This window comes from Arsenicicoccus cauae (assembly GCF_009707125.1).
Taxonomy (GTDB): Bacteria; Actinomycetota; Actinomycetes; order Actinomycetales; family Dermatophilaceae; genus Arsenicicoccus; species Arsenicicoccus cauae.
The window spans coordinates 15981-33369 of sequence record NZ_WLVL01000038.1 but is presented as its reverse complement, the minus strand read 5'-3'; the positions used below and the strand labels follow the sequence as shown (position 1 = coordinate 33369).

Genomic DNA, 17389 nt, shown 5'->3' with positions numbered 1-17389 from the left:
GACATCATCCGCTGCCTCAAACGACTCATCGCCCGCGAGATCTACTACGTCCTCACCCGGGAGCGCATCGAGCCCGGACACCTCGCTACCGCCGCTTGACATCCATAGGAGCATCCTACCGGGGGTAAGGGCATCGACCGGCCTTCGTTCGCCAGGTCGATGAGCCCGCCGGGGGTAAGGGCATCGACCGGCCTTCGTTCGCCAGGTCGATGATCCCGCCCCCGGTAGGAGCGCGCCGAATGTGGCCGCGCGGTCACGGAGAGCCATGAGCGTCGGGCAAACAGGCGCGGAGGTTACTCATCGGTAGAGGGATGGCGCACGGGCCGATAGCGTCACGACCCACCGTGACCCGGGGCACTGCCCGGTCAGCGCCTCGAACTGCACCCAGGGAGACCGCCGCCATGATGCATCGCCACCTCCGCACCGTGACCGCCGTGGGGATCCTCGCAACCACTGCCCTCGCCGGCTCCGCGTGCAGCCACGAGACCGCCGCCGCCGGTGGCTCCGAGGAGGCATTGCAGCATGCCTTCGCGGCCTCGGAGGCCGCGCTGCGCAAGCTCGAGAAGCTGCCCGTCGACGGGCCGGTCGCCTCGGCCGACTTCCTGACGCCGGAGTACCTCGAGCAGCACAACGCGATGAGCCGGAGCATCGAGGCGAGCGGCAACCGGATGGTGGGTCAGCGCAGGTTCGAGTCGATCACGCGCGTGCAGTACGCCATCTGGCCGAAGCCCGTGACCTCCCTGCGGGTGTGCAGCGTCGGCGACGTCCGCATGCTCGACGAGCACGGCAAGGACGTCACCGTGGGCCTCGACCGCAAGCCCAAGCCGAAGGGCGCGACGCGCGACGCGATCGTCTACGACCTGGAGTCGCGCGACGAGGGCAAGACCTTCCTCGTCAAGGGTGCGCTCCCGGACGGGAGGTGCTGACCTCCGGCGCCGACCAGCCCTAGGTCGTATGACGTCAACCGCCCGCCTCCCAGGTCACCGGGAGGCGGGCGGCCCCGGCATACGGGGTCAGACGTCGGCGTCCTCGTGGCGGTCGTTGGGTGCGAACCACTGACCGGGGGCGTGACCGGGACGGCGGTGCCACACCTCGCCGGGGATGCCTGCCGGCATGTGGGGGTTGTCGTCGAGGTCGAAACCGGCGTCCACCGGGTCCGCGTGGGACTCGAGGTCGCGCAGGGCGGCGATCGCGTGCCTGCCGAGCGCGATGAGCGCGACGAGGTTGAGCACCGCCATGAAGGTCATGGCCAGGTCGGCCAGGTCCCACACGAAGGCCAGGCTCTGCAGCGCGCCCCAGGCCACGGCACCGATGGTGAGCAGCCGGATCGCGAGCTCGCCGACCCGGCCGCCGCGCATGAAGTCCATGTTGACCTCGGCGTAGGTCTCGTTGCCGATGACCGAGCTGAACGCGAAGATGAAGATCAGGAAGGCCATGACCGGTGCGACCCAGGACCCGAGCTCGCTGGCCAGCGCGGTCTGGGTGAGCGTCGCCGCCTGGTCGCGGGTGGTCACGCCGGGGGTGTAGATGGACGGTCCGGCCAGCAGGATCATCACGGCGGTCGAGGTGCAGACGATGATCGTGTCGATGAAGACGCCGAGCGCCTGCACCATGCCCTGGTGGGCGGGGTGCGAGGTGGTGGCGGCGGCGGCGGCGTTGGGCGCCGAGCCCATGCCGGCCTCGTTGGAGAACATCCCGCGCTTCACGCCGTTGAGCACGGCGGCGAGGATGCCGCCGGCGGTGCCGGCCAGCGCCTGGTCGAGCCCGAATGCCCCGCGGAAGATGTCGCCGATGGCACTGGGCACGTCCCCGATCCGCATGACCAGGACGGCCATCGCGAGCAGGAAGTAGGCGAGCGCCATCAGCGGCGCCATGTACTCCGTGACGCGGGCGACGGACTTGAGGCCGCCCAGCACGATGGCGGCCGTGATGACGACCAGGATGATCGCGGTGATCGAGGTGGGGATGCCCCAGGTGCCCTCGAAGACCCCGGCGATGGTGTTGGCCTGCACCATGTTGAACGCGAGGCCGAAGGTGAAGATCAGGCAGATCGCGAAGGCGATGCCCATGGGTCGCGACTTCAGTCCGCGCTGCATGTAGTAGGCCGGGCCGCCGCGGAAGGTGCCGTCGGTGTGCGGGACCTTGTAGAGCTGGGCGAGCGTCGCCTCGACGAAGGCGGTGGCCATGCCGAGGAAGGCCATCACCCACATCCAGAAGATCGCACCGGGGTCACCGAGCGCCAGGGCGATGGCGACGCCGACGATGTTGCCGGTGCCGACGCGGGAGGCCAGGGAGATGCAGAACGCCTGGAAGCTGGAGATGCCCTCGCCGCCGCCGCTGCGTGACCCGACGGCCACCTTGACCATGGTGCCGAAGCGGCGGAACTGGGCGCCCTTGCTCCACAGCGTGAAGAGGATGCCGGCGGCGGCCAGCATGACGATCAGCAGCCAGGTGAGCTTGTCGTTGACGGCGAGGATGCCGTCGTGGATCGCGTTCAAGGATGGTCCGTTCGTGGGGGTCAGGTGGGGGCCGCGGCCGGGCCGTCGATGGAGGACAGCGTATGCCGACCCGCCCGCCTCGGCCGGTGGAGGCGGACGGGCGGTTGCGGCATACGGCCGGTCGCCGGTGGGCGAGGTCTGCCGGTCAGCGGGCGGGGGTGATCCGCCCGCGGCACTCGCCGAGGCCGATGCGGCGGCCGTCGCGTCCGCGAGCGGTGGCCGCCAGCACGACCTCGTCGCCGTCCTCGAGGAACGTCCTCGTGGAGCCATCGGACAGGGTGATCGGATCGCGCCCGCCCCAGGTCATCTCGATGAACGCCCCGCGCTGGTCGACCTCGGTGCCGGAGATGGTCCCGGAGGCGTAGAAGTCGCCGGTGCTCACGGACGCGCCGTTGATGGTGGTGTGGGCGAGCATCTGGGCGGGGGTCCAGTACAACTGGGCGTAGGGCGGCCGGGAGACGACCTCGCCGTTGAGCTGCACCTCGAGCTCGATGTCCAGTCCCCAGGGCTCGCCGTCGACGTCCTGCAGGTAGTCCTGCAGCGGCACGTCGCGGGCCGGCGGCTCGATCCGAGCGTCCTGCAGGGCCGCGAGCGGCAGCACCCAGCCGCTGATCGACGTGGCGAAGGACTTGCCGAGGAAGGGGCCGAGGGGGACGTACTCCCACGCCTGGATGTCGCGGGCGGACCAGTCGTTGGTGAGAGTCACGCCGAAGACGTGCTGGTCGAACTCGCTCACGGCGACGGAGGATCCGCGCTCTGACCCCACGCCGACCACGAAGCCCAGCTCGGCCTCGATGTCGAGACGGACCGACGGGCCGAAGACGACGTCGCCGTCGGGCGTCCGCCGCTGGCCCTGCGGGCGTGGGACATCCGAGCCCGACACGATCACGGTCTGGGAGCGGCCGTGGTAGCCGATCGGCAGGTGCTTCCAGTTGGGCGTGAGCGGCTCGGAGTCGGGGCGAAAGATCCGGCCGATGTTGGACGCGTGGTTCTCCGAGGCGTAGAAGTCGACGTAGTCACCCACCGTGAACGGCATCAGCATCGTCACGTCGGCGAGGTCCACCAGGGACGGCTCGACGAGGGGGCGGTAGCTCTCGTCGCGCAGCCACGTCTGGACGTCGCTGCGCAGCCGCGCCCACGCCTCCGGTCCCGCCGCGAGCAGGACGTCGAGGTTGCCCTCCTCGACGACGTCGGACCACTCGCCGGGCAGCTCGGGCGCGGCCTCCGTGAGGTCGAGGGCCTGGTCACCGATGCGCACCCCGAGGTGGGCGAAGTCGTCGCCGGTGTCCATGGACCCATAGGGCAGGGCGTCCAGGCCGAACGGGCTGTCCTGCAGGATCTCGACCCAGGTGGTCGTCACGGGTGCTCCTTGTCGTGATGAGGTGATGAGGTGGCGCGGCGGTGCGGCGGTGCGGTCAGCGAGGGCCTACTGCTGCTGGTCGACCTGCTGGGTGGGGTCGCGCCGCTCGAGCACCTCGACGCGCGAGGTGAGGCCCAGGGCGGCGAGGTCCTCGACGGGCGTGCCCGTGCTGCAGGAGCCGTAGGCCACGAGTCCTGCTCGCACCCGCCGCTGCTCGTCGTCCGCCGCGGCGAGCGCCTCGGCCGCGAGGGCCGGGCCGTCGGTGCTGGCGAGCGCCTCCACGACCTGCTGGCGGTCGGCCCCGGCCACCGCCCGCAGGAGCGCCACGAGGATGTTGAGGACGCCGTGGTGCTCGAAACCCGTCCGGTCGGCGGTGTAGCGCACGGCGTGGTGCAGGCCGGCCGTGCACTTGAACCGCGCGCCGAGCTCGCCCGCGGCAGCGAGGAGGTCGGCGAGCTGGTCGACGCTCGGGAAGAGGTCGGGTGTGACGCCGCCGCAGCGGACCTTGGCGCCGAGCCCGGCGTCGTGCACCGAGGTCAGCGCGGCCCGGGTCTCACCCTCGTCGGCCCGGGCGAGGGGGATCTCGACGTAGGCCGTCACGGCGTCGGGCAGGGCGCTGGTCGCCGCCACGACCGCGGCCACCGCCTCGTCGAGCGGCTGGTCCAGGGGCAGCCGCAGCTCGACGGCGCCCAGGTGCAGGCGTGGGTCGCCGAGCAGGGAGCTGGCGAGGCCGGGCAGCGAGGCCAGGGGCTCGTCGAGGATCACCCCGACGTCGACGGTCTCCCCCTCGCGCAGCGCCTGGCGCAGCTCGTCGAGCCGGCTGGCGGGGCACAGGAACCGGCCGGTGTGCACCGGGTGGGCGGCGTCCAGGTCGGCCCGGTGACGGGCGACGGCGTCGTCCATCGCGAGGGCGGTGGGTGGGAAGAGGCCGGCGTCGTCGACCAGCGCCGCCACGAGCGGCTGGGTCGCGAGCGGTGCGGGGGCCCCGGGTGCGTCGGTTGCGTCCGTCATACGGCTGATCATCCCTGACCCAGCCGGCGCCCGCCCGACCAGCTGTAGGGGTAGCGGTCGTCCTCGGTCGCCAGCGCGCCCTCGCCGAGGTCCAGCGGCCGGAAGGTGTCCACCATGACCGCCAGCTCGTCGAAGAACTCCGCCCCGATGGACCGCTCGTAGGCGCCCGGCTGCGGCCCGTGGGCGTGACCTGCCGGGTGCAGCGAGATCGAGCCCTGCCCGATGCCGGAGCCCTTGCGCGCCTCGTAGTCGCCGCCGCAGAAGAACATGACCTCGTCGCTGTCGACGTTGGAGTGGTAGTAGGGCACCGGGATCGCGAGCGGGTGGTAGTCGACCTTGCGCGGCACGAAGTTGCAGACCACGAAGTTGTGCCCCTCCCACACCAGGTGGGCGGGCGGCGGCTGGTGGACCCGCCCGGTGATCGGCTCGAAGTCGCCGATGTTGAAGACGTAGGGGTAGAGGCAGCCGTCCCACCCGACCACGTCGAAGGGGTGCTGCGGCTGGACGTGGATCGTGCCGTCCAGGCCCGACGGTCCGCGCCCGCGGTGCTTGATGTAGACCTCGACGTCCTGCTCGTCGACCAGCTGCGGCTCGCCGACGTGACGGAAGTCGCGCTCGCAGTAGGGCGCGTGCTCGAGCAGCTGGCCGTGCTTGGACAGGTAGCCGCGCGGCGGGTTGATGTGGCTGTTGGCCTCGATGACGTAGACGCGGACCGGCTCGTCGCCCGTGGGCACCCACCGGTGGATCACCGCGCGCGGGATCATCACGTAGTCGCCCTGGTGGACGTCGACGTGGCCGAGCTGGGTCTCCAGCGTGGCCGTCCCGGACTCGACGTAGCAGCACTCGTCGCCGACGGCGTTCTTGTAGAGCGGGCTGGCCTCGGTCGCGGCGACATAGCCGAGCCGCACGTCGCCGTTGCCGAGCAGCAGCCGCCGCCCCGTCACCACGTCCCGCCCGTCGGCACCGAGGGCGTGGGTCCGCAGGTGGCGCGGCAGCAGCGGGTCGTTGGGCGTGAGCGTCTGGTCGGGCAGCTCCCAGGGGCGGACGTCGACGATCGCGCTGGGGATGTAGCGGTGGTAGAGCAGGCTCGAGTCCGAGCTGAACCCCTCCTCGCCCATGAGCTCCTCGTAGTAGAGGTCACCCTCAGGGGTGCGGTGCTGCGTGTGCCGCTTGGGCGGGATGGTGCCCGCGCTGCGGTAGTGAGCCATGACGCCCTCGTCTCTCGCACCACTGATACATCGATGTACTATCTGGACTGTAGCGGACGGGTCCGACAGACGCCAGGGGGTGCCATGAGCGAGCTGGACTTCTGGTCCTTCGTGCGCGAGGCGCGGTCCCGTCTCACCGACGCGGGCTACGCCGACCCCGGGGCCACCGAGCTGTTGCTCACGCTCAACCGCGCGTCCGGGATCGTCACCTACGACCTCGAGGCGTCGGTGCACCGGCCGGCGGGCCGGTCGTGGTCGGCCTTCCGCATCCTCTACGTCCTGTGGCTGGCCGGCGCGATGGAGCCCAAGCGGGTCGCGGAGCTCACCGGCCTCACCCGCGCGGCCGTCTCCAACCTCACCGGCGGCCTGGTCGACGACGGTCTCGTATGCCGCGAGCCCGCCCCCCACGACGGCCGCTCCGTCCGGCTCGGGCTGACGCCACGCGGGGTGGAGGAGATCCGCGCCCTCTTTGCCACGCAGCACGAGCGCGAGCAGGCCTGGGCGGCAGCGCTCACCCCGCTCGAGCGGCACCTGCTGGTGACCCTGCTCGACAAGCTCGTGGGGTCCCGCGACGACCTGTCCCCGCGGCTGCGCCACTGACCGCCCCTCCTCGGCGCAACGGGGACGTTCGTGATCGGTTTCCGGGCACGAACGTCCCCGTTGCGGGTGCGGGGGTGCGGCAGACTCGGGGGCATGGCCTGGACCGAGCACGTCATCTGGTGGCACGTCTATCCGCTGGGCGCCGTCGGTGCGCCCATCAGGGATCCGTATGACGAGAGCCTGGTCGCCCACCCGCTGCGGCGCCTGGACGGATGGCTGGACTACGCGATCGCGCTGGGCGTCAACGGGCTCCAGCTCGGCCCGGTCTTCGCGTCGACCACGCACGGCTACGACACCGTCGACCACGTCCGGATCGACCCGCGGCTCGGCGACGACGGAGACTTCGACGAGCTGGTGCGGCGCTGCCACGACCGGGGCCTGCGGGTGATGCTCGACGGCGTCTTCAACCACGTCGGGCTCGAGCACCCCCTCTACCAGCAGGCTCTCGCCGGCGGCCGAGAGTCGCACGCCGCCAGGTACTTCCGCATCGACTGGGACGCCGACGGCGGGCCCCGCCCGGACGTCTTCGAGGGGCACGGGTCCCTCGTCGCGCTCGACCACACCCGCGACGAGGTCGTCGATCTGGTCGTCGAGGTCATGCTGCACTGGCTGCGTCGGGGCATCGACGGGTGGCGGCTGGACGCGGCATACGCCGTCGACCCGGCGTTCTGGGCGCGGGTGCTGCCGCGCGTGCGGGCGGAGTTCCCGGAGGCGACCTTCGTCGGGGAGGTGATCCACGGCGACTACGCCGCGATCGTGCGTGAGTCGACGCTGGACTCCGTCACGCAGTACGAGCTGTGGAAGGCCCTCTGGTCCTCGCTCCACGACAAGAACTTCTACGAGCTGTCGCACGCCCTCGAGCGGCACGGCGCCCTGCTCGACACGTTCGTGCCGATGACCTTCGTCGGCAACCACGACGTCACCCGCATCGCCTCCCGCGTCGGCCCGGCGGCGGCGGTGCTCGCGGTGGCCTGCCTGCTCACGGTGGGCGGCACGCCCTCGCTCTACTACGGCGACGAGCAGGCCTTCGAGGGCGTCAAGGAGGACCGCGAGGGCGGCGACGACGCCGTCCGACCTCCGCTGCCCGCGACCCCCGCCGAGCTGAGCACCTTGGGGGAGTGGATGTTTCACGTGCACCAGGGGCTGATCGCGGTGCGGCGCCAGCACCCCTGGCTCGTCCGTGCGCGCACGCGGGTGGTGGAGCTCGGCAACGAGCGCTTCGTCTACGAGTCGCGCCCCGCTGCCGGCGCCCCCGAGGAGTGTGACCCCGCTGCCGTCATACGGGTCACGCTGGAGGTGTCGGGCGAGCCGCGGGTGCAGGTCGAGACGTCCAGCGCGACCGCCTTCACCTGGCCCGCCCGCTGACCACCCGCTCCCGGCGCGTCCGCGGCCACCCCACGCGGCCGTCAGGCTCTGTGGACGTCTTGGGCCTGAGCCCAGGAGCCAGCGGACGCCGTCAGAGGTGCTTGTCGGCCGTGACCTGCACGAGGTGGACGGGGTTGCCGTCGGGGTCTGCTACCCAGGCCACGCGGGTCCGCCCACCCTGGAAGGGATGCGGCTCGGACAGCAGCGGAGCGCCTCCCGCGGTCAGCCGGACGACCTCGCCGTCGACGTCGTCGCAGTAGAGCACGATCTCCACGGGCCGACCGCCGAGCTGTGGGTCCAGACCGTGGTCCTCCCGGGCGGCGGTGACGGTGGAGATCCCGATCGTGAACCTGTCCAGCGTCAGCTCCACGTGCACGGGGTCTCCGTGGGAGGGGCTTCGAGAGGTCACGTGGAAGTCGAGCCCCTCGTAGAACGACGTGAGGCGGGGGAGATCGTCGGTGTACAGCGCGATCATCGGCGTCCGGTACATGTCTCGACCGTAGTGGAGCGGGAAGGGCGGACGGGTGGGCGAGCCCGACCGGATCACGTGGGTACCGCCGGACGCCCAGATGAGTGGGCAGAGATAGGCCTCCCAGGCGCATTCGTGGTGCCACTCTCGCCCTCTCACGGGCGCCCGGTCGCAGAGCGCGCACGGCTGCGAGGATGGCTGCACCGACGAGAGGAGCACGCCATGAGCGACCCGACCGAGGGCCACGTCCAGCAGGGCGACGGCCCGGACCGCAGGCCTGGCACGACCGAGGGCACGTCGACGCTGGTCGAGCAGGTGTGCGGGCGCGCTGAGTCCCGGGGAGGGCGGCCCGGTGCGACCGCGGTCGTCGACAACGACAGCGCCAAGGTGGTGGCCTTCGAGTTCGCCGAGGGCGACCAGCTCACAGAGCACGCCGCGCGACATCCCGTGCTGATCCAGGTGATCCGCGGGCGGGTGAGCTTCGAGCTGCCGGACCGCACCGTCGAGCTCGCGCCGGGGGCGCTGCTGCACCTGACGCCGATGCTGCGACACGCGGTCCGCGCGCTGGAGCCGACGACGCTGACGGTGACGATGCTCCTGCCGCACCCCTGAGGCGAGCGGCACGCGCAGGTCAGCGGCGCAGGACGCGCCGGACCGCGGCACCCACCTCTGCCGGCGTCGCGGCGATGTGCGCATCGGGCCGTATGACGACCGCCTGCCGCCCGTCGAGGCGCGGGCTCTCCGCGACGACCCCGTCAGGATCGACCGCCTCCAGCGCGACCTCGGGACTGAGGATGGAGGGGGTGGGGTGGGGTGCTGGCGGCGTCCGGCCGCGCTGCGTTCAGCTGAAGACGACCCAGGCGATCGCGACGTAGTGCACGATCGCCGCCAGGATCGTGCAGGCGTGAAACACCTCGTGAAAGCCGAACCAGGTCGGCGAGGGGTTGGGCCGCTTGAGGCCGTAGCAGACCGCGCCACCGGTGTAGAGCAGCCCGCCCACCGCGATCAGGATCACGGTCACCGCTCCACCTGCGGCCCAGAACTGCGTCAGCCACCCGACCGCGGCCCACCCCATCGCGACGTACAGCAGGGTGTAGAGCCACCGCGGCGCCTCGATCCACAGCGTCCGGAACAACACGCCGGCGAGCGCGCACGACCAGATCAGCGTCAGCAGGATCACCCGGGACCGGCCCTCGAGCAGCAGCAGCGCGAGCGGCGTGTAGCTGCCCGCGATGAAGACATAGATGTTGGCGTGGTCCCACCGCCGGAACACCGCGTAGACCTTGTCGTTCCACCTGCCCCGGTGGTAGGTCGCGCTCGTCCCGAACAGCATCAGGGCCGCCACGAGATAGACCGCGCTGCCGATGCGCCCCGTCAGCGTCGGCGCGAACACGCACAGCACCAGCCCGGCGAAGAAGATCACGGGGGTCATGCCGGCGTGCAGCCACCCGCGCAGCTTGGGCTTGACCTGGCGCAAGGCCTCCACCGGCCGCTGCGCGACGCTCGGCGAGGACGCGGCGCGGGAGGCTCCGGTGGTGTCAGGGTGTTCAGCGACGACGGGCATACCTTGACGTTACGCGCGCAACCTGGGCGGGGGCCACGCTCGACATACGGGATCACGACCCGATCCCTGCTCGCCGCGCGACAAAGGCGGACCGACGCACTGCCGGTATGTCGCCACGCCGGCCGCTCGTTGCGGTGGCCCCGCGCCGCGACCACCCCACCCGCTGAGCGGGTGCGGCGGAGCCCGGCGGGCGTTAGGCGAGATCCATGATGCGGTCCCACGAGGGGCCGTCGAGCGATACCGCCGCGGCAGGGAACAGGCCGTTGTCCTCGCGGTCCATGTGCACGCGCAGCCGATCCTCGAACGCCTTGTAGCCCCCGAAGTCGCCCCCCTTGACCGCGTCGAACAGCGCCCAGAGGTCCTCGTGCTCGGCGCACAGGTCGTCGACGTGCTCGGTGAAGTCCTCGTCCTCGCGGAGCACGGCGAACAGGCTTCGCTCCTCGGAGTCGAAGTGCGGCCGCATCAGGCCGGCGAGGTGCTCGCACGCACCCCGCACGGCGGCGAGGTCCTGCTCGTCGCACGCCCGCCGGAGGATCCCGAGCTCGTTGATGAGCTGGTCGTGCTCCTCCATGTAGCGCCCGATCAGCTCGATGTCCTTGCACCCGCAGTAGGAACACATGGGTGCATCCTGCTCCCGCGCTATTAGCACGGTCAAACTCGTGTCAAAGCATGCCCAAAGGCTATGGAGACGAGTTCCTTCCAGTCCCCGAGCCCGCTGAAGGACAGCTTGCCGAAGAGCAGGGCGGCCACGTTCGCGTAGATGAAGAAGTCCTACCACTCGATGGTCGTGCCGACCGTGGTGGCCATGGGGACGCGGCGAGACTGCGTCGGGCACAAGGGTTGTCCCCGATCGGTCACGCCGTGGGTCGCCGACCGGTTGGCCGGCTCGGCGAGCGGTCGGGATGGCTCACACTGGTGCGTATGCCGAACGACCTCGCGCGCCCGGACCACGACCCCCGGGCGGTGGTGGACGAGCTGCGTGACGTGCTCGCCGAGACGCTGGCAGGCCATCGCGTGGAGGCGCTCGCGGGGCGGGTGGCGAGGCTGATCCAGGCCTATCGCTCGGGCTCCGTCCCGGCGTCGGTGATCCTCGACGACCCGGTGACCGTGGCCGCGTATGCCGCCTACCGCATGCCCGCGACCGTCGCGGCGCTGAGCGCGGTGCTCGAGCAGGCGGCTGATGCGGTGCCGTCGCTGCGGGTACGCCGTCTCGTGGACCTGGGTGGGGGCACGGGTGCGGCGGGGTGGGCCGTGGCGGCGTGGGCGCCGGAGCTGGAGCAGGTCGACGTGCTCGAGCAGTCGGAGCCGGCCAGGGCCTTGGGCGCAGGGCTGGCGACGGCGTCGACGGTCGCCGCTCTGCGTGAGTCGCGCTGGCAGCCCTGGACGCTCGGTCGCAGCGCCCTGCCGTCCGACCTCGCCGGTGAGCAGGGCGTCCCCGCCGATCTGGCAGTCCTGTCGTACGTCGTCGGCGAGCTGCCGGACGCGCTGCGGCACGAGGCCGTGGCCACCGCCATGTCGGTGGCGAGCACCGTGCTGGTGGTGGAGCCTGGGACGCCGGCCGGCTATCGGCGCGTGCTCGGGGCGCGAGAGGTGCTGGTGGGGGCCGGGTTTCGCGTGGCCGCGCCCTGCCCGCACCAGGGCCCGTGCCCGCTGGCGGGCGACGACTGGTGCCACCTGCCCGCCCGGGTCGAGCGCTCTGCCCTGCACCGGGCCGTCAAGGGCGCCGAGCTGTCCTCCGAGGACGAGAAGTTCAGCTATGTCCTCGCCACCCGCCTCCCCGTCGAGCCGTATGCCGGCCGCGTGATCCGCCACCCGATGATCCGCAAGGGCCTCGTGGGGCTGCCGCTGTGCCAGGCGGACGGGACTGCCGCGCAGCGCCTCGTCTCCAAGCGTCAGGGGGCGGCCTACAAGGAGGCCCGCAAGCTCGACTGGGGTGACGCCCTGCAGCACTGACGCCCTGGGTGCCGATCAGAGGCGCTAGGTCAATCTCGTCTCTCCGCAATACTCCGCTGGTGGACGCTACGCCGGACGATGAGATAGCCCTGCGGCTGCTGCTCGTCCGGGTCTGCAGGCCGCCCGCCCCAGAACGCCACCTCGAACCCCGCTTCCTCGAACCTCCCCGTCAGCTCGTCCTGCGACATCCACCAGATGTCGAACCCGATGCCCAGGCCGAGGGACACGCCGCCGCGCCGAGCGCTGTCGTCGCCGACCTTCCACGCCGTCGTCACGTAGCCGCCCGGCCGCACCACGCGAGCCAGCTCCGCGAAGGCCCCCGGTCGGTCCTGCGGCGGCAGGTACATCAGCGAGTACCAGCAGATGGCCCCGTCCAGCTCGCCGTCCCCGAATGGCAGCGCCCGCACGTCGCCCACCTGCACGTCCAGCCCGGGCTGCTCCCGTCGTGCCACGCGCACCATCTCGGGGGAGAGGTCCAGCCCGCGCACCGCGATCCCGTGGCTCATCACGTATGCCGCCAACCTGCCTGTCCCACATCCGAGGTCGCCGACGGTGGGAGTCTCGACCGCGCGCCCGGTCGCGGCGGCGCGCACGAGATCGCAGAACGCCGCGAGGATCCCGCGCTCGAGCGGCATCTGGTCGAGCAGCCCCGCCAGGCGCTCGGCATACAGCCCGGCCAGCACGTCATGGGCCTGCCGGAGCTCTGCGGTGGCGTCGCGTCTGGCGACCTCGTCGTCCCTGGCCGTCGTCATGGCTGGCACGCTAGCGGGCCCCTGCGACAGCCCCCGACCCCTGTCGTCGAAAGGCGACAAATGGGGGTTGTAGCGCCGTCATGACCCCCATGTGTCGCCTTTCGATGGTGGGCGGCGAGCGGGGCGTCGCGTCAGTAGGAGCTCTGCTCGCCCTCGCCCTGCGCCGGCTCGGACGTGTCCTGGCCGCCGGCGGCGGCGGGGACGTCGCCGAGGTCGTCCTCCTGGCCCAGCGCGGTGGGTCCACCGTCGGTCTGGTCAGCGTCCGTCTCGGTCTGCTCGTCGCGCGTCGCGTCGTTGCTCATGCCGTCAGGCTACGGCGCGCCACCGGGGCGCGGGCGCTCACGCCCACAGGTCCTGGGCCAGCACCTCGCCCTCACGACACCCCCGCGGTATGGCGAAGACCGCCGACCCGATCGGGGTGGTCCAGGTGTTGAGCAGGTCCGCCTCGGCGAGCCGCCGCTGCACCGAGAGGTACTGCTCGAGCTCCGCCTGGTAGGCGACGAACAGCAGCCCGGCGTTGGTCAGCCGACCGGGGTCGGGCGGGTCGTCGTAGCTGTACGGACGCCGCAGGAAGCGGTCGGTCAGCCCCTTCTCGTGGGGCAGGGACCGTCGCACGTGCGAGAACTCGTCGATCACCGGCAGCCCGAGGCGATCGGTTGCGGCCACGTCCGGGGCGTCGGTCTCGGCCCGGCCGGTCAGGGGCGAGCCGTCCCGCTGGCGGCGGCCGAGGGAGGTGTCGCGGGTGAGCGGGTCGGCCTCCTCCCACGTCTCGAGGTCCATGGCGATGCGGCGCAGCACCATCGTCGTCCCGCCCTGCAGCCAGCGCGGCGCGGACGGGCCGCACCACACCACCGCGTCGTCCCGGCCCGGCACCGGGTTGACGGTCCCGTCGACCTGGCCGAAGAGGTTGCGCATCGTCTCGCCGGGCCGCGTCACCGCGTGGCCCTGCCGGAAGCCCCGCTGCACCCAGCGGACGGTGGCGATGGTGCGGGCCTCCTTGGTGAGGACCCACTGGGCGTGCGAGACGGTGATCGGGGAGTCGGCGCAGATCTGCAGCAGCACGTCACCGCCCGACCAGCGCGGGTCGAGCCGGTCGATCTGCGGGAACGCCGGCAGCGGCTGCAGCCACGTCGGACGCGTCGCCGTCACGCCGCGCAGCCCCAGCACCCGCGGGCCGATCCCGACCGTCACCGTCAGCGAGGCGGTGGTCGCGGTCAGCTCGGGCTCGAAGTCGGCATACGGCGCCCGACCGGCCATGAGCTGGGCGACGTCCTGCGTCCAGATCCGCATGAGCCGCTGCAACGCCGTGACGTCGGCGCCGGGCACGAGGTCCATGGCCACCCACACGCCGTGCGCCTGCGGCGCGTCCATGATCCCGGGCTGGTGCTCGCCGTGGAAGGGCCGCCGCTGCGACCCCGCCAGCTCCACCGTGGTCGCGTGGTCCGCCTCGGAGCCCGAGCCGGCACCAGGGCCGGAACCCGCCGGGGCGGGGGCAGCGCCGGATCGCGCCACCCCCACCCCACCGGCGGCGCCGGCGGCCAGGCCGCCGAGCGCCGAGAGGCCGCCGACCAGGACGTCGCGCCGGTCCACCCCGCGCTGGTCGGCGCTGTGCTGGTCGACGGGCATCAGTGCGCGTGGGACGTCGCGGACGCAGGCGCGGAGGGCGTGCCGTTGGGCGTCATCGACATCCCGCCGTAGGTCTCCTTGGCCCCGTTGAACTCCCGCGCGGGAGCGTGGACGTGGACGTGGCCACCGTTCGCGTCCTGCAGGGTCACGACCGTCTCGGTGCCGGAGAGGATGGGTCGCCGCAGGCCCATGAGCATGACGTGGTTGCCGCCGGGCCGGAGCTCGAACGTGCCGTGCGGCGGGACGGTGAACCCTTCCTGGGTCTCCTTCATCACCATCGCGCCGGAGGTGTCCTTGTCGGTGATGTGGAGCTGCACGGTGGCGGCGACGTCGCTCTCGGCGGCGACGACCGTGACGGGCTGGTCGGTCTCGTTGACGAGCGTCGCAAAGAGCCCGGTCATGCCGCCCTTGACGGCCTTGACCCAGGGGTCCTTGACCGTGAGGGAGCGGTGGTTGACCGACGTCGTGGCGGTCGCAGCAGGGCTGACGCTGGTGCTGGTGGTGGCGGTGGTGGAGCTTCCGCCCGTCGTCGAGGCTCCCGAGCCGCACGCGGCGGTGGCGAGGGCGAACGAGACGACGGCGCAGGGCAGCGCGATGCGCTTGGGCATGGGTGTGGTCCTAGTGGTCTGACTGGTGTCGTGAGGTCTGGGCAGGTGAGGCTGACGCGAGGTCAGCGGGCGCAGACGACCAGCGGAGGACCACGGCGCGGGGCCGCGAGGACGAGCTCGGCCGACCGCAGGCGCGAGACGGCGACGGAGATGGCCGCCGGGCGTGCCCAGTGGGCCGGACGATCCAGCAGCAGCCGTATGACGGGCGCCAGCCAGCTCGCGAGCAGCCACAGGGCGCGCTCGCCGCGCGCCAGCACGGCAGCCGTGACGACGGTGGCCAGGACGTGCGCGAGGAGCATCGTCAGCGACAGGTGCCCGTGGCCGCCGGCCGCGGCGTGGGCAGGCCACGCGTGGGTGACCAGGACGGCGTGGTGCCCGCTGCCGACCACGTGCCCGAGCGACTCGGGGTCGGCGCCGGTCGTCCCCAGCACCGTGAACGCCCCGTGCAGCGCCAGCTGCCCGCCGCCGAGGATCGCGCCGATCGACCCGGCGCCGAGGCGTCGGGCGCTCGCGGTCAGGCAGGTCGCGAGCACGAGCCCGAGCAGGACGGCCAGGACGCCGGGCCCGGGCAGCGCGCCTGCGCCCAGCAGGTGGGCGAGCGCGGCCAGGGCCAGCATGACCACGGCGAGGGTGCCCGCGCGCAGCAGGCGCAGTCGTCCCCCGGCCGGCGTGATCATGCCGCCAGTCTAGGTGTGGCTCCGGTGTCCGCGCCCCAGCCTCTGGCCCCCTCTATGGCCGTCTAGTCATAGACGCAGAGAGCGGCATACGACACGATCGGCCGTCGCGCCCGCTGCAGGGCTGTGGTTGGCTGCACGAGCACCGCCTCCCCACCCCAAGGAGCACCTCGTGGCCGACATGACCGGAGTCGTCTTTCCCCAGGCAGACGGGCGCCGCAGCACCAGCGCCGTGGGCCGTGAGGTCGTCGCCCGCGCCCTCGACGGCGTGGACCCGGTCGGTTCGTCCGCGGCGCGTCGCGAGACGGCCTGGCGCAAGGAGTACGCCGTGCACTTCCGCCGCCTCGTCGAGGTGGGGATGGAGGACCGCGACGCCGCGCTGACCGTGGCGCGGCAGGGGCTGGGCGCGCTGCACGACCACATGCGGTGGGTCGGCGCGAGCGGCGTCGACCAGCGGCTGCAGGCGGGCCTGGACGAGGTGGGCACCCCGCTGCACGCCGCCACCGTCGAGGGGACGGCCGAGCCGGAGCGCGAGCTGACCCTCCCCTACCGCGGGCGGCGGCTGCGCGGCGACGAGCTGCGCCGACGCCTGGACCAGTGGGTGCGCGACGGCGTCGTGGAGCCCGGCGTGCAGCTGGCCGTCGAGCGCGTCCTGGACCACCCGGAGTGGCTCGACCTGCGCGACCAGCGCGTCGTCGTGCTCGGGGCCGGCGCCGAGATGGGCCCGCTGCGCTCGATCCTGCGCTGGGGCGGCGAGGTCGTGGGCATCGACCTGCCCCGCCCTGACCTGTGGCGCCGCGTCCTGACGGCGGCCCGCGAAGGCGCCGGGCGGCTCGTCATACCGACTCCCGACCCCGAGGCGAGCGACGCGCGGCTGGCCGAACGCGCGGGAGCCGACCTCCTGCACGACCTGGGGGCCGTCGCGCGCTGGCTGGACGGGCTCGAGGGCCGGCTCGTGCTCGGCAACTACGTGTATGCCGACGGCGCCACCAACGTCCGCGTCACGACTGCGGTCGATGCCCTGACCACCCACCTCGCGGGACGCCACGACGACCTGGCGCTCGCGTTCCTCGCGACCCCCACGGACGCCTTCGTAGTGCCGGCCGACGCGGTGGAGCAGGCCACCCGCAACTACGGCGAGCGCACGCTGGGCCGCTACGTGCGCACGCCGCTGCGCGTTGCGAGCGGTGGCCGGCTGCTGCGGCGGCAGTACGCGCCCGGCGAGCACGTCGCGATCTCCGACAGCATCGTCGAGCAGCAGGGGCCCAACTACCTGCTCGCCAAGCGGGTCCACCGGTGGCGCGCGTCCGTGGCCGCCCACGACGGACGCGTCGTGTCCATGAACGTCGCCCCGCCCACCCGCACCCGCTCCGTCACCAAGAACCGCGCCCTGGCCGCGGCGTATGCCGGCGCCCACTTCTTCGGCATCGAGGTGTTCGAGCCGGCGACGAGCAACACGCTCATGGCCGCGCTGCTGGTCGACGACCTGCGTCGAAGCGGCCGCACTGCGGGGAACGGCACCGCGGCGCAGGGCGAGCTGCTGCCGTGGCAGGCCGAGGCGCGGGCGGCGGCCCACGGCGGCCTGTGGCGGGTGGCCTACGACCCGCGCAGCGCCCTGGGGATCGCGGCGCTGCTCGGTCTCGGAGGCGCGCGGCAGTGACCCGGGGTCGGGGTGCGGCAGGCAGCTTCGCGGCATCGCCC

The 17389-nt window shown here is 72.4% G+C and carries 18 protein-coding genes; 6 read left to right on the top strand and 12 right to left on the bottom strand.

The genetic code is table 11. From position 1 onward, the window contains the following. The first annotated feature begins 434 nt into the window (after positions 1–434). On the top strand, positions 435–926 hold the full coding sequence (locus GGG17_RS10380) for a hypothetical protein (protein WP_154593662.1): 492 nt from the start codon (positions 435–437) through the stop codon (positions 924–926). An 87-nt stretch (positions 927–1013) separates the two neighbouring features. On the opposite strand, the gene GGG17_RS10375 is transcribed toward GGG17_RS10380, so the two are convergent. From GGG17_RS10375 to GGG17_RS10360, 4 genes are all read right to left on the bottom strand, one after another. After that, complete coding sequence (locus tag GGG17_RS10375; RefSeq protein WP_230082897.1) at positions 1014–2498, bottom strand: alanine/glycine:cation symporter family protein; 1485 nt, start codon at positions 2496–2498, stop codon at positions 1014–1016. Between the two features lie 145 nt (positions 2499–2643). After that, complete coding sequence (fahA, locus tag GGG17_RS10370) at positions 2644–3858, bottom strand: fumarylacetoacetase (protein ID WP_311966596.1); 1215 nt, start codon at positions 3856–3858, stop codon at positions 2644–2646. Between the two features lie 66 nt (positions 3859–3924). Beyond that, entirely contained in the window at positions 3925–4869 is a 945-nt protein-coding gene (locus GGG17_RS10365) for a hypothetical protein (protein WP_195849202.1), read from the bottom strand. A gap of 8 nt (positions 4870–4877) precedes the next feature. After that, complete coding sequence (locus GGG17_RS10360; RefSeq protein WP_154593661.1) at positions 4878–6077, bottom strand: homogentisate 1,2-dioxygenase; 1200 nt, start codon at positions 6075–6077, stop codon at positions 4878–4880. 84 nt (positions 6078–6161) lie between these two features. Between GGG17_RS10360 and GGG17_RS10355 the strand changes: the two genes are divergently transcribed. Together GGG17_RS10355 and GGG17_RS10350 are read left to right on the top strand one after the other, a co-directional pair. Beyond that, the gene (locus GGG17_RS10355; protein ID WP_154593660.1) at positions 6162–6677 is read left to right on the top strand and encodes a MarR family winged helix-turn-helix transcriptional regulator; all 516 of its coding nucleotides are present in this window, start codon (positions 6162–6164) and stop codon (positions 6675–6677) included. Positions 6678–6770: 93 nt separating this feature from the next. Continuing rightward, the gene (locus GGG17_RS10350; protein ID WP_154593659.1) at positions 6771–8042 is read left to right on the top strand and encodes an alpha-amylase family protein; all 1272 of its coding nucleotides are present in this window, start codon (positions 6771–6773) and stop codon (positions 8040–8042) included. A gap of 91 nt (positions 8043–8133) precedes the next feature. Here the strand turns inward: GGG17_RS10350 and GGG17_RS10345 are convergent, their stop codons facing one another. Further along, positions 8134–8532, bottom strand: coding sequence for a VOC family protein (locus tag GGG17_RS10345; RefSeq protein WP_154593658.1), 399 nt, complete (start codon positions 8530–8532; stop codon positions 8134–8136). A 201-nt stretch (positions 8533–8733) separates the two neighbouring features. On the opposite strand from GGG17_RS10345, the gene GGG17_RS10340 reads away from it, so the two are divergent. Next, on the top strand, positions 8734–9123 hold the full coding sequence (locus GGG17_RS10340; RefSeq protein WP_154593657.1) for a cupin domain-containing protein: 390 nt from the start codon (positions 8734–8736) through the stop codon (positions 9121–9123). A gap of 229 nt (positions 9124–9352) precedes the next feature. Here GGG17_RS10340 and trhA read toward each other — a convergent pair whose 3' ends face one another. Both trhA and GGG17_RS10330 read right to left on the bottom strand, forming a co-directional pair. Next, the gene (trhA, locus tag GGG17_RS10335) at positions 9353–10075 is read right to left on the bottom strand and encodes a PAQR family membrane homeostasis protein TrhA (RefSeq protein ID WP_154593656.1); all 723 of its coding nucleotides are present in this window, start codon (positions 10073–10075) and stop codon (positions 9353–9355) included. A 193-nt stretch (positions 10076–10268) separates the two neighbouring features. Continuing rightward, positions 10269–10694, bottom strand: coding sequence for a hemerythrin domain-containing protein (locus tag GGG17_RS10330; protein WP_154593655.1), 426 nt, complete (start codon positions 10692–10694; stop codon positions 10269–10271). 302 nt (positions 10695–10996) lie between these two features. On the opposite strand from GGG17_RS10330, the gene GGG17_RS10325 reads away from it, so the two are divergent. Then, positions 10997–12028 (top strand): small ribosomal subunit Rsm22 family protein, encoded by a 1032-nt coding sequence (locus GGG17_RS10325; RefSeq protein ID WP_154593654.1) that lies wholly within the window; start codon positions 10997–10999, stop codon positions 12026–12028. Between the two features lie 29 nt (positions 12029–12057). Here the strand turns inward: GGG17_RS10325 and GGG17_RS10320 are convergent, their stop codons facing one another. The 5 genes from GGG17_RS10320 to GGG17_RS10300 form a co-directional block, all read right to left on the bottom strand. Further along, positions 12058–12780 carry a class I SAM-dependent methyltransferase gene (locus tag GGG17_RS10320; RefSeq protein WP_154593653.1) on the bottom strand — a complete coding sequence of 241 codons (723 nt, stop codon included), beginning with the start codon at positions 12778–12780 and terminating at the stop codon, positions 12058–12060. A gap of 131 nt (positions 12781–12911) precedes the next feature. Further along, complete coding sequence (locus GGG17_RS10315; RefSeq protein ID WP_154593652.1) at positions 12912–13082, bottom strand: hypothetical protein; 171 nt, start codon at positions 13080–13082, stop codon at positions 12912–12914. Between the two features lie 37 nt (positions 13083–13119). Further along, complete coding sequence (locus tag GGG17_RS10310) at positions 13120–14406, bottom strand: Dyp-type peroxidase (protein ID WP_154593651.1); 1287 nt, start codon at positions 14404–14406, stop codon at positions 13120–13122. Then, positions 14406–15014 (bottom strand): copper chaperone PCu(A)C, encoded by a 609-nt coding sequence (locus GGG17_RS10305; protein ID WP_154593650.1) that lies wholly within the window; start codon positions 15012–15014, stop codon positions 14406–14408. The genes GGG17_RS10310 and GGG17_RS10305 overlap by 1 nt, the downstream gene beginning before the upstream one ends. Positions 15015–15076: 62 nt before the next feature. Then, the gene (locus tag GGG17_RS10300; RefSeq protein ID WP_154593649.1) at positions 15077–15691 is read right to left on the bottom strand and encodes a hypothetical protein; all 615 of its coding nucleotides are present in this window, start codon (positions 15689–15691) and stop codon (positions 15077–15079) included. Positions 15692–15869: 178 nt separating this feature from the next. Between GGG17_RS10300 and GGG17_RS10295 the strand changes: the two genes are divergently transcribed. Next, positions 15870–17348 (top strand): hypothetical protein, encoded by a 1479-nt coding sequence (locus GGG17_RS10295; protein ID WP_154593665.1) that lies wholly within the window; start codon positions 15870–15872, stop codon positions 17346–17348. Positions 17349–17389: the final 41 nt, after the last annotated feature.

Coding starts and splice junctions, on each gene's coding strand:
- GGG17_RS10365 (WP_195849202.1), bottom strand. CDS start 4,869: ATGACGGACGCAACCGACGCACCCGGGGCCCCCGCACCGCTCGCGACC.
- GGG17_RS10360 (WP_154593661.1), bottom strand. CDS start 6,077: ATGGCTCACTACCGCAGCGCGGGCACCATCCCGCCCAAGCGGCACACG.
- GGG17_RS10355 (WP_154593660.1), top strand. CDS start 6,162: ATGAGCGAGCTGGACTTCTGGTCCTTCGTGCGCGAGGCGCGGTCCCGT.
- GGG17_RS10350 (WP_154593659.1), top strand. CDS start 6,771: ATGGCCTGGACCGAGCACGTCATCTGGTGGCACGTCTATCCGCTGGGC.
- GGG17_RS10345 (WP_154593658.1), bottom strand. CDS start 8,532: ATGTACCGGACGCCGATGATCGCGCTGTACACCGACGATCTCCCCCGC.
- GGG17_RS10340 (WP_154593657.1), top strand. CDS start 8,734: ATGAGCGACCCGACCGAGGGCCACGTCCAGCAGGGCGACGGCCCGGAC.
- trhA (WP_154593656.1), bottom strand. CDS start 10,075: ATGCCCGTCGTCGCTGAACACCCTGACACCACCGGAGCCTCCCGCGCC.
- GGG17_RS10330 (WP_154593655.1), bottom strand. CDS start 10,694: ATGTGTTCCTACTGCGGGTGCAAGGACATCGAGCTGATCGGGCGCTAC.
- GGG17_RS10325 (WP_154593654.1), top strand. CDS start 10,997: ATGCCGAACGACCTCGCGCGCCCGGACCACGACCCCCGGGCGGTGGTG.
- GGG17_RS10320 (WP_154593653.1), bottom strand. CDS start 12,780: ATGACGACGGCCAGGGACGACGAGGTCGCCAGACGCGACGCCACCGCA.
- GGG17_RS10315 (WP_154593652.1), bottom strand. CDS start 13,082: ATGAGCAACGACGCGACGCGCGACGAGCAGACCGAGACGGACGCTGAC.
- GGG17_RS10310 (WP_154593651.1), bottom strand. CDS start 14,406: ATGCCCGTCGACCAGCACAGCGCCGACCAGCGCGGGGTGGACCGGCGC.
- GGG17_RS10305 (WP_154593650.1), bottom strand. CDS start 15,014: ATGCCCAAGCGCATCGCGCTGCCCTGCGCCGTCGTCTCGTTCGCCCTC.
- GGG17_RS10300 (WP_154593649.1), bottom strand. CDS start 15,691: ATGATCACGCCGGCCGGGGGACGACTGCGCCTGCTGCGCGCGGGCACC.
- GGG17_RS10295 (WP_154593665.1), top strand. CDS start 15,870: ATGACCGGAGTCGTCTTTCCCCAGGCAGACGGGCGCCGCAGCACCAGC.